This is a genomic window from Cetobacterium sp. ZOR0034 (assembly GCF_000799075.1).
Lineage (GTDB): Bacteria > Fusobacteriota > Fusobacteriia > Fusobacteriales > Fusobacteriaceae > Cetobacterium_A.
Window position 1 is genome coordinate 112,135 of sequence record NZ_JTLI01000014.1, and the last position, 15,979, is coordinate 128,113.

A 15,979-nucleotide genomic window follows, 5' to 3' on the forward strand; every position below is an offset into this window, starting at 1 on the left:
GAGAGATTTTTTATTTATTACTTTTTTATTTTTTTTAAGAATAATCCTAATGCCACTACTGCCCCCGCTATTCCAACTACATAACCTATAGTTTCTGATAATCTAAATCCTTCTGGTGCTATCAGTATGTATGTTGTAACTACCGCAGTCATAAATGTCGCCGGTATAGTTGCTATCCAATGATTTTTTTCTCCTTTAGCTAAATATACTGCTCCAGCCCATAATGCTATCGTTGCTAAAGTTTGGTTTGACCATGCAAAATATCTCCAAATAATTGCGAAATCTATAAAACATAAACCAATTCCTACTGCAAATAGTGGTATTGCTATCATAAATCTATTTTTTATTGGTCCTTGCTTGTAGTCAATTGCATCTGCTATTGCTAATCTTGCACTTCTAAATGCTGTATCTCCTGATGTTATTGGACAAGCTACAACTCCTAATAATGCTAAAGCTCCCCCAACTTTTCCTAATATACTATTTGATATTGTATTTACTACAACTCCTGCTGGTCCTGCATTCATAAGTCCTTCAGTTCCACCAAAGAATGACATTGCTGCCGCTGCCCAAACAAGTGCAATAACACCCTCTGCTATCATTGATCCATAAAATACTCTTCTTCCCTCTTTTTCACTCTTCATACATCTAGCCATAAGAGGTGATTGTGTTGCATGGAATCCAGAAATCGCTCCACACGCTATTGTTATAAATAGATATGGATAGATTGATGTTCCTTTAGGATGTAAGTTTACTAATGAAATCTCTGGTATATTATATCCTTGGAAGATTAGTCCTCCACCAATACCTATTCCCATAATAATCAATGAAGCTCCAAATATTGGATATATTTTTCCTATTAATTTATCAACAGGTAAAACTGTGGCAAGCATATAATATGCAATTATTATTGCTACCCATGTTAAAGTTCCTATACTTGTCATGCTTGCTAATATTCCGGCTGGTCCATTTACAAATACAACTCCAACAAGTACTAATAATACAACTGAAAATACTCTCATAAGTTTTTTTGCATTGTCACCCAAGTAATGCCCTACAATTTCCGCTATAGTTGCTCCATCGTGTCTCACCGAAAGCATTCCTGATAAATAATCATGTGTTGCTCCCGCAAAAATACATCCAAATACAATCCATAGAAAAGCTGCTGGTCCCCAAAGCGCTCCCGCTACTGCTCCAAAGATAGGTCCTAATCCAGCTATATTTAAAAACTGAATTAAAAATGCTTTTTTCCAATCTAATTCAACATAATCAACTCCGTCTGCTAGACGAACTGCAGGAGTTTCCTTATCACTAATACCAAATACTTTCTCTACATACTTTCCATAGATTGCATAACCTAAAATTAACGCTATCAACGATCCTATAAAACTAATCATCTTAAACCTCCACACTCTGATATTTTTTCTAATATATTATAATTGTTTTTTATCAAAATGTATTTTTTTTGGAATAAAACGACTATTTATAAACTTAAATTGTATTTTTATATACTTAAATACCTTTTTTTGTTTTTAAAAGTTTCAATGTTGTTGTTGTGAATGCAGTTATGCTTATCAATGGAGCCACGATTATCCCTATGATAGGAATAAAATATATCAAAGTAAATATTCCACCTCCAATTGTAAATACGATCTTATTTTGCCATATAAAATCTGAACTTTCCTCTGCTGACATCTTGTGTCTTTCAAGTGTATAATCAACAAAATTATACGATATAAAGTAACTTTGAATAATATAAATTAAAATCGGTACGATTATATTTATAACAGGAATAAATCCCAATAAAATAACTATACTCGTAAAAAAAAATTCTTTAAAAAAACTTTTACCCGCAATTTTTATTCCCCTTAATATAAAAAACAAATTTTCTTTGACCGTGAATTTATACACAACTCCCTCTTCGTAGCATTCAATCTTTTCGGATATATAACTAAAAAAAGGTGCTAATATTGCCAATAAAATCGTTTTAAAAAAGAAATACTCTACTGAAATCATAATCGTTCTTATTAAAAAGATAAACAACCATCTTACTATTCTAGAATATTCTTGAAAATCAAAAACATTACTTACTTCTTTGAATATCCAATCCCCTATATATCCAGAAATCCAATAAAAAAATAAAAGTAATAATACGCCTACAAATCCTCCAACCAAATATCCCCATCTTAACCCTAATTCTTTTATTAATTTAGGCGCTTTCAAATAACCGTCTAATAATATTCTTATCTTTTCCACTTCTCTCTCCTCTAAATAAGTTTATAAATTAATTTACAACAACTTGTATATCTATCTTTCAAAATAAAAAAAGGCTTTAAAGCCTTTTTTATTTTTGATATATATTAATTTCTACTCTTCTATTTAACGCCTTTCCATCAACTGTCGCATTTGAAGCTACTGGATTTCTATCCCCATAACCAACACTTGAAATTCTACTCGGTGATACTCCCTGTGTTGCTAAATAATTTGCTACACTTTGTGCTCTTTGTAATGAAAGATTTAAATTAGAATTTGGATTTCCCGTATTGTCTGTATATCCAGAAATTTGGATTTTTGTATCAGGATATCTATTCATGATATCCGCAATAGAATTTAACGGTGCATAGAATCCTCCGTTTAAGACAGAACTTCCACTTTTAAATGAAGATTCACCAGGTAATCTTAAATTTATATTGTCTTTATTATTTGTTACTGTTATATTTGTACTATTTAGAGCATTTATAAACTCTTTGTATTGAGCATCTTTGTAAGCTCCCCAACCAAGTCCTGCTAAAGCACCTATTCCAGCACCTATAAGCGTTCCCTTTGTATCTTTTCCTACTAATTGACCTATCAGTGCTCCTGCTGCTGCACCTTTTACAGTTCCACTAGTTTTTTTATCTGCAGTACTACAAGCCCCTAAAAGAGATGTCGTCAGTAGTAACATAGCTATTGTTTTCTTGTTTCTCATTTTGTTCCTCCTATTTTGATACTTCTTATATTATCTAATATATAAAGGAACATGTCAAGAATTCTATGTTACTTTTCTAACTAACTTGATAATTACTTTGCACTTAATGCAGCCATTGTTATATAGTTATATGGTTGATTAAAATGAGGTAAGAAGAATATATCTAATAATTTAATTTTATCTATAGTCACTTTCTCTTGAATAGCAAGTGAGAACATATGAATTCCCATTGATATATCTTGTCTTGAAGCCATTTGAGCTCCTAGTACTCTTCTTGTATTTTTATCATAAACTATTTTTAAGAATACAGTATCATTATCATGTTCGATAAATCCAGGTTTTTGTAAATCTGCAAACTCAGTTGCAATTGCATCATATCCTAAAGCTTTTGCTTTCTCTAAAGTTAATCCTGTTGAAACCATATTTAACCCATATATTGAGATTCCATTCGAACCTTGAACTCCAATACTTTCTAATTTAGTTCCACACACGTTATGAGCTGCAACGATACCTGAACGAACCGCATTTGTTGCTAAAGCTATGTAGTTTGTATCTTCGATTGAGTTGTCATAAACTGTAGCACAATCTCCAATTGCATAAACATCTTCTAAACTTGATTTTTGAGTTAAATCTACTCTGTAAGCTCCATTTCTAAATAACTCTAACTTTTCTTTTCCTAAGATATTATTTGGTACAAAACCAACAGCTAAAATAACCATATCAGCTTTGTAAGTTTTCTTGTCTGTTACAACTTCCTCAACTTTTCCATTTCCTTTGATCTCTAATACTTTCTCTCCAAAGTTTACATTAACTCCATTTTTTACCATATTTTCTTTCATCATCTCTCTGAATTCAGAATCATAGTAACCTGATAAGCAACTGTCACTTAAATCAACTAGCTCTACATTCTTTCCACATCTTTGGAAAGCTTCAGCTAATTCAACACCAATATACCCTGCTCCAACTACTACTATATTTTTTAACTCTTTATTTTCTAATTTTTTTATTACATCTTCAGCATGTTGATATAGTTTTACGAATTGAACATTTTCTAAATCTTTTCCAGGAATTGGTAAATCTATTGGTAACGATCCTGTTGATAATATTAATTTATCATAAGATTCTACTATCTCATTTCCATTCTTATCCATTCCATAAACAACTTTATTATCAAAATCTACTCTTTTTATCTCTGTTTCCATATGAACTTTAGCACCATTACATTCTAATTTTTCTTGTGAAGAGTAGAATAATCCTTCAGGTCCTGAAATTTGCTTTCCTATCCATAAAGCCATTCCACATCCTAAAAAGCTAATGTTTGAGTTTTTGTCAAATACTACCACCTCTTGATTTGGGTAGTTCGATAAGATTGTGTTAATTGCTGCTGTTCCAGCGTGATTTGCTCCTACTACTACTATTTTACTCATAATTGCCTCCTAAAATTCATTTTATTTGATATATATTCAATCAAAGTATACCTTTTTAGTATTCTGAAGTCAATTGTTTTTACGATTAAAATATGACCTTGAATTCATTTTTTTTTAATCAAAATAAAAACGAGGATGTTTTTTTATCCTCGTTAATTCTTTTATTTCTATATGTACTCTTTAAATTTTTCAAATGCTCTCATATATATTTTCATAGCTAATTTTATGTCTTCTAACACGATATACTCATTCGGTTGATGCTCTGTTTTTGGGCTATTTGGTAAAACTGCACCAAATGCTACACAGTTATTTATTGCTCTTGCATATGTAGCTCCCCCTCCAGCTATCGGTCTAGAAATTAAATCTCCTGTCACTTCTTGATAAGCTGACATCAATGTTTTTACTAAACTAGAATCTAGAGGTGTATATATTGATTTCAAATAATCATGTGCCTGATATCTAAATCCATAATCAGAAGCCTTTTTAGTTATTGTTTCTATTATATTTTCTACACTATACGTCACCGGTATTCTCATATCAATACATAAAATTTCTTCTTTCTCTGTAAATTCGATTTTACCAATATTAAATTTTAACTCTCCTGAATGTTCATCTTTAATCTCTCCAAAAATAGGTTCTGCAAAATTATAACCAATAATATTTTCCACTATAAATTTACCAGATTTTGTATTTTGTCCACTTTCATTCAAAGCATGCATATATCTATTGATTGCATTTACACCTGTTTCAGCTACTTGAGCATGAACACTTTTTCCAATTATTTCAACGCATCCATTTTTTTCTAAATACTCGTAATTCAATTTTTCTAATGTCTCTATAAGACCTTTTGAGTTTTCAACTGTAATCGTCGAAGGAACCGAGTTAAATGCATCTCCACCTTTAAATATCATTCCACTTTCATTTTCAGCGATAAGCTTACATTGCAACAAACCCTTTTCTGCATATATCAATGGAAATTTAGAATCTGGTGTAAACCCTACTGTAGGCATCTCCTCTTTTTCTACATATTTAGGCATATCTCTCCATAGATTTTCTTCATCTGTACCAAAGATAAATCTTACTCTGTAATCTAATTCAAATCCAGTTTCTAATAAAATTTTCAGAGCATATATAGCAGCTAATGTAGGCCCCTTGTCATCTTGAGCTCCTCTTCCAAAATATTTCCCATCTTCAATTTTTGGTTCAAATGGCGGATTTTTCCATTTTTTCAAATCACCTGGTGGAACTACATCCAAGTGTCCTAAAACACCTACTAATTTTTCTCCATCTCCAATTTCAGCATAACCATAATACCCTTCTGGATCAATAAAAGTTTTAAAACCTAACTCCTCACATATTTTCAAAGTTTCCTCTAATACATTTTGTATATCTTCTCCAAACGGATAACCACTTTTATCTTCTTTTAAGAAGCTGGGGATTTTTACTATTTTATTTAAACTTTCTATAAACTCTGGAAATTTTTCATCTAATTTTTTATACTTCAACGCTCTCTCCCTATTTCAATTATAAATTTATTTTATTCCCTACTTGAATATCAGATATATAAATCCCAGTCTTCTCTATCATTCGCTTTATACCATACTCGCCAGTACAGTGACAAGGATACAGACTTTCAACTTTACTTTTATTCAGATAATCTATAACTTCATCTATATATTTTTCATTTTTATTTAAACTTGTTCTGCTCGAAAGGTGAAAACCTCCTACTATTACATTTACTTTATCACCATAAGCTTCACATTCATCTAAGATATTATTTACTCCCTTATGAGCACATCCAATAAATAAAGCTTTAACTTTTTCCTCCTCAACTATCAAGTTTAATTCGTGTTTGAAATTATCTTTTATATACTCACCATTATCACTTTTTATATAAAGACTTTCGTTCAGAGGATTATAGCTCTCTCTATTAAAACAATGGAATAATTTTAAATTCTCAATTTCTAAAATATTCTCTACAAAATTAAATCTTTCAACATCCAGATACTCGTATGGTATTCCTATATCTATATACGCTCCAAAGATTTTCTTATAGTGCTTTTCAAAATAATATTCACTACAATAAATCTTTGCTTTTTTATTTTTCTTTAAAAAATATGAAAGTCCGCCTCCATGATCTTTATGACCATGAGATAAAATCAAATAATCTACCTCTTCTAAATTTAAACCTAATTTTTCAGCATTTTTCCAAAACTTTTTGCTCTCTCCAACATCAAATAATATTTTCAAACCTTTTGTTTCTATATATAAAGAGAGGCCATGCTCCTTCGCTAACTCTTTATTTGAGCTTTTATTTTCAACCAAGACCTGTATTTCTATCTTCTATCCCTTCCTTTTTTATTTTATTAAAAATAATTATATTGTTTTTATTACAAAAAATCAAGTTTTATAGTATGAAAAATGTTGTTATTCCAACAAAAGAAATTATTGCACCGACTACTTCTGAAGGAGATATTTTTTCTTTAAAACAAACTATTGATATTGGAATTATTAATATTGGACTTGTTGCAGCTAGCGTACTCACAATCCCAACGTGTGCATGTTTCATAGCTTCAACTAAAGACGTCACACCCATCGTTGCTACAATTGTCCCTAACACTATATATAACATCGCTTTTTTATTCACTATTCCATCTTTTATATCCATCCACTCTTTACGATATGTTATATATAAAATAAAAGCTAATATAGCTGGAATTGTTCTAACCTGTATTGTTGCAAAAGAATCATAATCTATCGACCCCATCCGAGTAAAAACTATTCCAAAACTCTCTCCTAACATAGCTAATACAGCATACATAAACCCTACTTTTGAAAAAGTCTGGTCACTTTTCTTCTTTAAAATGACTATTGCAATTCCACTTATTGTCAATAACATCCCTATTACTTTAAATAACTCTATTTTCTCCTCTAAAATAAAAAAGCTTAATATTGACACCGCTATAGGACTAAATGTCATCACAAGCAGTGTAATTCGAGGACCTATTTTCAAATAAGCTTTAAATAAAAAGAAATCTCCTAAAAATAATCCAAATAATCCTGATACAGATAGATACTTTAAAGATTCTTTAGAAACATCTAAAGGTAGTAACATCCCTCTATTCATCTGTGTTATCATACCTAAAAATACCATAGCTAAAACTAATCTTATTAAGTTTACTGCCAAACTTCCCGCTTCTTTACTTGCTTTCTCTAAAAAAATAGAACTTCCTACCCATCCAAAAGCTGCTAAAAGTGCTAAACTTTCCCCCATCATTGTTCTCCCCCCCTATTTTTCTTTTTTACTATTCTACACTATTTTTAATTTAATTTGAAATGAAAAAATAGAGAGGATTATATCCTCTCTAAATCAATCTTAATAGTTTACACATTCCATTTCAAACTCTTTCTGTTTTTCTAAGCATGATGGGCACACCTTAGGAGCTTCTTTACCTGCATGAACATACCCACACTTTCTACACTTCCATCTCACATCTTCATCTTTTTTAAACACTAACTCTCTACCTAAATTGTCAAGAAGTTTACGATATCTTTTTTCATGTAATTTTTCTACTTCAACTATAGCTTTAAACGCTGCTGCTACCTGTGGATATCCCTCTTCTATTGCTACCTCAGCAAATCCTGGATAAAGCTCTGCCCACTCCTCATATTCACCTTCAGCAGCCTCTTCTAAATTTTCCATAGTTGTTCCAACAATTCCAGCTGGATATGTTGCTGTTATCTCAACAGGTCCTCCCTCTAAAAATGAGAAAAATCTTCTAGCATGATATTGCTCATTTAAAGCTGTTTCTTCAAACAATGCAGCTATCTGCTCATACCCTTCACTCTTAGCTTTTTCAGCAAACATCGTATATCTTTGTCTTGCTTGTGACTCTCCTGCAAAAGCTTTTAATAAATTTTGCTCAGTTCTAGATCCCTTAATCGATTTTACCATTTTATCCTGTTACCTCCTTATTTGTATTCTTTGATATTATTCTATCTTTTTATTTTTTTCCTTTTTATTTTTTTATTTTATATGATAATATAGAAAATAAAATTATACGAGGAGGATATATGGATTTTTTATCAAGAAGAACCATTAGAAAATATACTACACAAAATATTGAAAAAGAAAAATTAAATGAAATTTTAAAAACCACTTTAGCCTCACCTTCTGGAAGAAACTTAAAACCATTTGAATTAATTCTAACTCAAAACAAAGATATTTTAAATAAATTATCTCTTTCCAAAAAAGTTGGTTCAGCTATGCTAAGTGAAGCTAATGCAGCAATTGTTGTTCTCGGAAATCCTGAGACATCAAACACTTGGAACGAAGACTCCTCTATTGCATCATTCACAATTCAACTAAAAGCTTTTCAACTTGGATTAGGTAGTTGCTGGATAAATGTAAAAGATAGAAAAACTAGTGATGGAATCGATTCTGAAATTTATATAAAAAATTTATTATCAATTCCATCTCATTTCAAAATAGTTTCAATTATTTCACTAGGATATCCAAACGAAGAAAAAATACCTCGAAATGAAAACGATATGGACTTTTCTAAAATTCATATTGATAAGTTCTAAAAAAAAGGATTATTGTAACTTTACAGAGTCACAATAATCCTTTTCTTATCTATGAGTTTTTTTATCTCCAGTCATATGAATGATATCATCACCTTTTAAATTAAACGCTTGACCAAAACCTTTAACAAATCTTCCATCAATTACATCTAATTTTACTAAATGGAAATCTTCCATCTTACGCACTACCTTAACTCCATGTCCCATTCTCTCTTCGAAAATATCTAAAATAGTTTCAAATCTCTCATCTCTTGGTTGGAATTCAGCTGTAACATTATATCTTAATCTCTTTCTTACTAACACTGATGCCGCTTCACTTTCATCTTGTAAGAACATAATCTCAAACTTTTGAGTGTTCTCTACTAAGTTATCATAGTGATCTCCTATTTCACTGATAAAAATGTATCCTGCACCTTCATATTTTACATACGGAGCATAAGTAACATCAATCTCTCCATTTTTAGAAACCGTTCCTAAAACTACTGATTTAAAACTTCCTTCAAACTCATCTATCTCTTTTCTTAATTCATCTTTATTTAAATTCATTGCCATTGCCATTTTCATCATAAATATTCAATCTCCTTTAAGTTTGTATCTCAAAATATTATATACTCATATAGTATATTTTTTTACAAACTTTGTCAAGAATTAATTACACTTTTTTTGTATGATTATAAATTCCCGGCTTTATACATTCTGAAGAACTCTCCCTGTTTTTCCATTAAGGTTTTATAATCTCCCATCTCTTTGATACCCTCTTTTCCCAAAACAACAATTTTATCAAACTCTTTTATCGTATTTAATCTATGAGCAATCGAGATTATTATTTTATCATCAAACTTTTCTAAGATGTTATCCATAATTTTTTTCTCTAGGATATTATCTAGTGCTGATGTTCCTTCATCTAACATTATAATCTCTGGATTCTTTAAAAAGAGCCTTGCCATAGCTAATCTTTGCTTTTGCCCCGAACTCAAATTAACTCCACCTTGACCTAACTTAGTCTTTTCTTTGTGCTCAAGATTCTCTACAAACTCCTTCAATTGAGCTAATTCTAAGGCTTTCATTATCTCCTGATCAGTAGCGTCCTTTTTCACAACTTTTATATTATCTAAAATTGTTTCATTCATCAAACTATCTCTTTGATCAACTACTGCTATTTTATTAAGTAGACTCTCTCTTTCTAAATCTGTTATACAGTGATTATTTATTAATATCCTGTTTTCTTCAGGTAGAAATGTTCTTTTTAAAAGTGAGAAAATCGTTGTTTTTCCAACTCCACTCTCTCCTACGAAGGCTACTTTTTCACCTTTTTCAATCACTAAAGACAAATCTTTTATTACATCTTGATTGCCAAAAGAGAAGCTTAAACCTTTAACTTCTATTTTTTTTATCTCGTCAGTCATTTGAATATCTCCATTCTTTTCATCTGGAATATTCATAATATCTAAAAATCTTCCAATTCCTGTTGCTCCTCTTTGGAAAACATCTATCAATCCCATCAATCTTAGTAGATATATCCTAAATCTATTTGTCAGTAATATGAACCCTACGATAACTCCTAGACTTATTTCATCATTTATATGCATATACCCACCTATAAATATCACTATCAGTTGTGTAAGTTGATTGTAAAAATTAACTCCTGACATAAGAGCAGATGTATTAAATATATTTGTTTTCTCTACATCTAAAAGCTCTTTATTTTTTTCTGAAAACTTTTCTAATATATCATCTTCTAAAACATTATCCTTTATAAAAAATACAGTTTTTAAAGAGTCGTGAATTTTTGAAGTAAGACCTGAAAATCTCTCTCTTACTAAACCATAACCTATCTTTAACTTTTTATTTTGATAAATTGTAAAATAAACAGCTAAAGGCAGAGGTATCATCGTTAATAGGGTCAATTTTAAATTGAAATTAGCCATAAGAACAACTGCACCAATTATCGATAGTATAGAAAATAGAAAATCTTCTAAACCTCTGTATAAAAGAGCTGAAACATTTTCTAAATCACTTGTCACTCTTGATATTATATCTCCACTTTGATTTTTCATAAAATATGTATCTGGTTGACTTAAAATTTTCTTGAACAAATCCTCTCTCATCAGAAACTTTATTCTATTTCCCATCAACTGTCCTCTCGAACTAGAATAAACAGACAACAATAACCTAAACACATATATTCCTAAAAGGGCTGCTGAGAACATAAAGAACTCTTTAACATTTTTATTCGGTATTGATGTATCTATCAGGTTTTGAACTACTATCGGGCCATATAAGTCCAAACCAGTTACAAAAAAACTGCTAACTAAAAAATAAGTTAGCAGTTTTCTTTCTTTTAGATAGTATTTAAAAATACTATTTAACATTCGATAACTCCTGATACAACTCTTCTAGAGCATCTATAACTCTCGGAGTTCCTCTCAGTATTTTATCTGAATCAATTATCATCATATTACCTTTTTGCCCTGCTTTAGTTTGTTTTACAACTGGGTTGCTATTTAAAATATCATTTTTATTTTTTATCGCCATTGATCCAACTAATAGATCTGGATTTTGAGCTAATAAATATTCTGGTGAAAGTATTGGTCTTCCTCCTGGCAACCCTTTTGCTATATTCTCAATACCTAAGGTATCAAATATCTGTCCTGGTAAAGAGTTCGGAGTAAACACCATCATTGGAGATGTCGAGAATAAAAACGCTCCCTTAATATTCAATGGTTTTTCCTCTATCTTTTGTTTTATCTCACCTAACTTAGATTTATAATCCTGTACTAACTTTTCTGATTTTTCTCTTTGACCAGTTATTACCCCATACACCTCTAAATTTTCTAAAATTTGATCAAAAGAGTTCGCTTCATTTATTATAAAATTTAATTTTCTAGCTTTTAAGCTCTCTCCAAATGCTTCAGACATTGTATTTAATATTACAAGGTCTGGAGTAAAACTTAGAACCTGCTCTATCGATGGCTTCATTATAGTTCCTGCTTTTGGGAGGTCTTTTGTTTTCTCTTGTGGCCATATAGGATTTTTTGCTGTATCTGCTATAGCTACAATACTTTTCTCTCCTTCAATCAAATAAAATGATTCAACCGCTGCGGGGTCTAATATTAAAACTTTCTTATATTCTTTTTCCTCTACTTTGTTACCTCTAGAATCTACAATAAATCCATTCTCTAACTTTAAAGCAAAGGCAAAATTACTCATCAAAACTGTGAATGCTAAAATTGCTAATTTTTTCATAATCTCTCCCTATACTAATGGAATAATATATGGTATCCCATTTTCATCTTTTATAACCTTTGATTTCAGATTATAAACTGCTCTTAAATTTTCCTCTGTTAAAACTTCTAATGGTGTCCCTTGGAACTTAATCTCTCCATCTTTCATCATTATTAATTCATCACAAAACATTGCCGCTAAATTAAGATCATGAAGAACTGCGACACTTGTCAGTGATTTTTCTAAAGATAAACTCTTAACTTTATTTAGTAACTCTACAGCGTGATTTAAATCAAGTGCCGAAGTTGGTTCATCTAAAAGTAGTATCTCTGGTTCTTGAGTTAATGCTCTTGCTAACAATACCCTTTGGAACTCTCCTCCAGATAAACTTACCGCTACTCTTTCACTAAATTTATATAATCCTAAAAAATTTAGATTATCCTCTACCTTTTTTTTATCATCAAATGTATATCCTGCCCAACTCGATTTTAAATGAGGTAATCTCCCCATTAAAACGAAATCTTTCACAGACATATTTGTCATTAAATTTGATTTTTGTGGAACTAACGATACAAGTTTAGCTTTATCTTTTTTAGATAACCCAGCTGTATCTTTTCCATTGAAAATAATCTCCCCACTATTTGGAGTTAAATAACCAAGTATATTTTTTAAAAAAGTTGACTTTCCACATCCATTCGGCCCTAATATTCCTGTCATCTTTCCTTTTTTTATTTGAACTTTTAAATTCTTTAAAATAGCTCTATCTCCATAAGAAAAAGATAGATTTTCAACTTTAATACCCATCTTATCTTCCTCCTTTAGATTTAAATGCTAGATATAAAAAGAATGGCGCTCCAAAGAAGGCTGTAACCACACCTATAGGAATCTCAACTGGTGCTAATAAAAGTCTTCCAATAGTATCACAAATTAGTAAGAAGAATCCTCCTGCTAAAGCTGAATTTGGAATTAGTTTTGAGTTTGAAGGTCCCACCAACATTCTTATTGAATGAGGTATAATTAAACCTACAAATCCTATCATTCCTGAAAAAGCTACTGAAAAAGCTACTACTAAAGCAGAAACAGTTAAAACCTTTGCTTTTAATGCATGAACATCAACTCCTAAAGAGTTTGCTTCTTCATCTCCTGATAGCAGAGCATCCAACTGATTTCTTTGTAGATAGAAGAAGATTAGAGAAAATACTAATGGTACAAATAAAAGTGCTACCTTTGTCCACGTTGCTCCTCCTAAATACCCCATTAACCACATAGTAATTTTAAATGATTCCTCACCTATAAGATACATAGCAAACGATGTAAACGCACCTATAAATGACGAGACAGCTATCCCTACTATCAATAGTGTTGTTATATCAACTTTTCCATTTCTATTTGAAAGCTTGAATATTACAAAAGTACTTATTAAACAAGATAAGAATGCTAGCACTCCGTAAAATATATCTGGTAATTGGAATACATAAGCTATTACTGCTCCAAATGTCGCACTTGCTGCTATCCCTATTATATAAGGATCCGCTAAAGGATTTTGAAACACAGCTTGAACCACAACACCACTTGATGATAGCATCATCCCTATTAATAGCGCCATAATTATTCTTGGTAATCTTATTTCATAAATTATTGTTTTTATATAATCTGGGGCAGTTGACATTGAAAATAATTGCTCCAATGGCACAGAAACACTTCCTAAACCAATAGAAAGTGTTCCTGTCAGTATTATTCCCAGAATTAATATTAATGACACATGTTTCTTCATATTAATTCTCCCTGTTTTTAGAAGTTATATTTAAATCCTGCATAGAAACTTCTTTCTGCTGCTGGATCAAAATATTTTCCATCTGATTTTATAGAGTTATAGTATTTCTCATTAAACAGGTTTCTTACCCCTGTGTATAATTTTAATGTTTCTGTTGGATTATAGTTAAATGTTACATTTGTAACAATATTTTCGTTTTGTTTTCCTCCAGTGTTTTCATCATTTATGTAATAAGCTGATGTATAAACAGTCTCTGTTAAAACTGTAAACTTTGGTGTTACCTCATAAGATAATCCTAACGATAACTTATTCGTAGGTACATCGCTTATCTCTTTTCCTTCTAATTTAGAATTTGCTGATTCTAATATCTCTGTTTTTATAAGAGCATAACTTTCTCTAACAGTTAATTTTCCAAAGTATTGCTCTGCTGATAACTCAGCTCCATATCTTTTAGTTTTTCCTATATTATAGTAATCGAAATAGAATGTCCCCGGAATAGCTACTCTTGCTATCTCATTATCTGTTTCTGTATAGTATACTGCTCCATTTACATAACTTCCTAAAATATAGTCTTTTGCACCTAACTCATAAGTTAAATATGTTTCTGAATCAGCCTTACTTAATGAATAATCCTTCGTATTTGCCATCTCTGGTGGAAGAGGTGATCTAAATCCTCTTTCTATCTTTGCATATACATTTCCTGTATCTGAATACAGATAATTCACTGTCGCTTCTGCTGCATAATTTTCTTTTGTTATTTTTTCATCTAGGTTTCTAGTATTATCTTTTCTTTTTAAATCATAATCAGCACGTTCATATCTGAAACCTTGAGTGAATTCAATCTTTCCAAATCTATTTCTATTTAAAACAAACCCACTGTTTGTCATTTTAGTAAAATCACTTAGATTATAGTTTGTACTCGAACCTGTAACTCTATTCATCTCTTGAGATATAAAATCATACCCGAATACAATCTCATTATTTTCTCCATACTTTAATTGAAGCTTCGGTTTAAATCCAACTTTTTTATCCTCTAGTTCTATTCTTCCACTTCCCTTAGTTCCTACAGTTTCAATATCTGATTCTTGATAGAACGATAGTATGTCTAACTTTAAATTATCATTTATTTTATTTTCATATTTTAAGTTAAATTCATCTTTAATCACATCAAGCATCGCTAAATCTTTTGAACTTGTAAGCCCTGACTGTGTTGGGTCTGATAACTGCTCTTTTGTCAATCTTTCTGGTGATGTTGCATTTTCATCATATCTTGAATATTTTAAAGTAATATTTTGATTTTCATCAATTTTATACTTTAAACTTCCTTCGAAGAATTCTGAATCTGATTCATCTCCATCTCTGAAACCTTTGTAATCATTTTTTGTATAGTTAATTCCTACTCCGAAATCTCCTACAGTAGTTCCGAATGATACATCACCTTTTTTAGTTCCAAAACTAGTAAATTCACTAGATACAGATCCACCTTTATATCCCGCACCAGATTTAGTAATTATATTAATTACTCCTCCTCTAGTTCCACTTCCATAAAGTATCGCTCCTCCACCTGGAATCACTTCTATCTTTTCTATATTTTCAACTGGAACTGTATTTATAGGCATTCTTCCATGACTTGAATCTAATGATCCTGTTGAAATTCCATCAATTAAAACTTGTACATTCTCTGCTGCCTTTGTTCCTTGCCCTCTCATATCTATAATCGGATCTTTTGGATCTCCAATTATATTTACACTTGGAACATCTCTTAAAGCATCTGATACTGATTGGTAATTTTTCTCTTCAATATCTTTTGCTGTTATAACTGTAACTGTATTTGTTACATTTCTTTGTGCTGTTTCAAACCCTGTTGTAGATATAACACTCTCGTTTAATTTAACACCTTTACTAGCTTCTTCATAGAAAAATTCATCATTCGAATAACCTAAAGCTGTTACTAGTAAACTTAATACTGCTATTTTTTTGTTCATTTCTTTAATCCCTCTCTAA

General features: G+C 30.8%; 15 protein-coding genes. 1 reads left to right on the forward strand and 14 read right to left on the reverse strand.

The window, feature by feature from the left end:
* Positions 1–17 precede the first annotated feature (17 nt).
* From L992_RS04485 to rbr, 8 genes are all read right to left on the reverse strand, one after another.
* A complete protein-coding gene (locus L992_RS04485) occupies positions 18–1,394 on the reverse strand; it encodes a carbon starvation protein A (RefSeq protein WP_047381614.1) in 1,377 nt (458 codons plus the stop codon).
* A 115-nt stretch (positions 1,395–1,509) separates the two neighbouring features.
* Positions 1,510–2,253 carry an EI24 domain-containing protein gene (locus tag L992_RS04490; protein ID WP_047381615.1) on the reverse strand — a complete coding sequence of 248 codons (744 nt, stop codon included), beginning with the start codon at positions 2,251–2,253 and terminating at the stop codon, positions 1,510–1,512.
* An 88-nt stretch (positions 2,254–2,341) separates the two neighbouring features.
* Complete coding sequence (locus tag L992_RS04495; RefSeq protein WP_047381616.1) at positions 2,342–2,965, reverse strand: OmpA family protein; 624 nt, start codon at positions 2,963–2,965, stop codon at positions 2,342–2,344.
* Between the two features lie 92 nt (positions 2,966–3,057).
* Complete coding sequence (gene nox, locus L992_RS04500) at positions 3,058–4,392, reverse strand: H2O-forming NADH oxidase (RefSeq protein WP_047381619.1); 1,335 nt, start codon at positions 4,390–4,392, stop codon at positions 3,058–3,060.
* 167 nt (positions 4,393–4,559) lie between these two features.
* Positions 4,560–5,897 carry a Sapep family Mn(2+)-dependent dipeptidase gene (locus tag L992_RS04505; RefSeq protein ID WP_047381620.1) on the reverse strand — a complete coding sequence of 446 codons (1,338 nt, stop codon included), beginning with the start codon at positions 5,895–5,897 and terminating at the stop codon, positions 4,560–4,562.
* A 19-nt stretch (positions 5,898–5,916) separates the two neighbouring features.
* The gene (locus L992_RS04510) at positions 5,917–6,717 is read right to left on the reverse strand and encodes an MBL fold metallo-hydrolase (RefSeq protein ID WP_052191664.1); all 801 of its coding nucleotides are present in this window, start codon (positions 6,715–6,717) and stop codon (positions 5,917–5,919) included.
* Between the two features lie 82 nt (positions 6,718–6,799).
* On the reverse strand, positions 6,800–7,669 hold the full coding sequence (locus L992_RS04515; RefSeq protein WP_047381624.1) for a DMT family transporter: 870 nt from the start codon (positions 7,667–7,669) through the stop codon (positions 6,800–6,802).
* Between the two features lie 99 nt (positions 7,670–7,768).
* Positions 7,769–8,347 (reverse strand): rubrerythrin, encoded by a 579-nt coding sequence (rbr, locus tag L992_RS04520; protein WP_047381627.1) that lies wholly within the window; start codon positions 8,345–8,347, stop codon positions 7,769–7,771.
* A 119-nt stretch (positions 8,348–8,466) separates the two neighbouring features.
* Between rbr and L992_RS04525 the strand changes: the two genes are divergently transcribed.
* Positions 8,467–8,979: a nitroreductase family protein gene (locus L992_RS04525; protein ID WP_047381629.1), complete on the forward strand. Its 513-nt coding sequence runs from the start codon at positions 8,467–8,469 to the stop codon at positions 8,977–8,979.
* A gap of 45 nt (positions 8,980–9,024) precedes the next feature.
* Here L992_RS04525 and L992_RS04530 read toward each other — a convergent pair whose 3' ends face one another.
* The 6 genes from L992_RS04530 to L992_RS04555 all read right to left on the reverse strand — a co-directional run bounded on the left by L992_RS04530 (position 9,025) and on the right by L992_RS04555 (position 15,960).
* A complete protein-coding gene (locus L992_RS04530; RefSeq protein ID WP_052193901.1) occupies positions 9,025–9,543 on the reverse strand; it encodes a pyridoxamine 5'-phosphate oxidase family protein in 519 nt (172 codons plus the stop codon).
* Positions 9,544–9,647: 104 nt separating this feature from the next.
* Positions 9,648–11,348, reverse strand: coding sequence for an ABC transporter ATP-binding protein (locus tag L992_RS04535; protein WP_047381630.1), 1,701 nt, complete (start codon positions 11,346–11,348; stop codon positions 9,648–9,650).
* Entirely contained in the window at positions 11,338–12,222 is an 885-nt protein-coding gene (locus L992_RS04540; protein WP_047381632.1) for an ABC transporter substrate-binding protein, read from the reverse strand. The genes L992_RS04535 and L992_RS04540 overlap by 11 nt, the downstream gene beginning before the upstream one ends.
* Positions 12,223–12,231: 9 nt before the next feature.
* On the reverse strand, positions 12,232–13,005 hold the full coding sequence (locus tag L992_RS04545; protein ID WP_047381634.1) for an ABC transporter ATP-binding protein: 774 nt from the start codon (positions 13,003–13,005) through the stop codon (positions 12,232–12,234).
* Position 13,006: 1 nt separating this feature from the next.
* Positions 13,007–13,975: an iron ABC transporter permease gene (locus tag L992_RS04550; RefSeq protein ID WP_047381635.1), complete on the reverse strand. Its 969-nt coding sequence runs from the start codon at positions 13,973–13,975 to the stop codon at positions 13,007–13,009.
* A 17-nt stretch (positions 13,976–13,992) separates the two neighbouring features.
* Positions 13,993–15,960 (reverse strand): TonB-dependent receptor, encoded by a 1,968-nt coding sequence (locus tag L992_RS04555; protein ID WP_047381638.1) that lies wholly within the window; start codon positions 15,958–15,960, stop codon positions 13,993–13,995.
* Between the last annotated feature and the right edge of the window lie 19 nt (positions 15,961–15,979).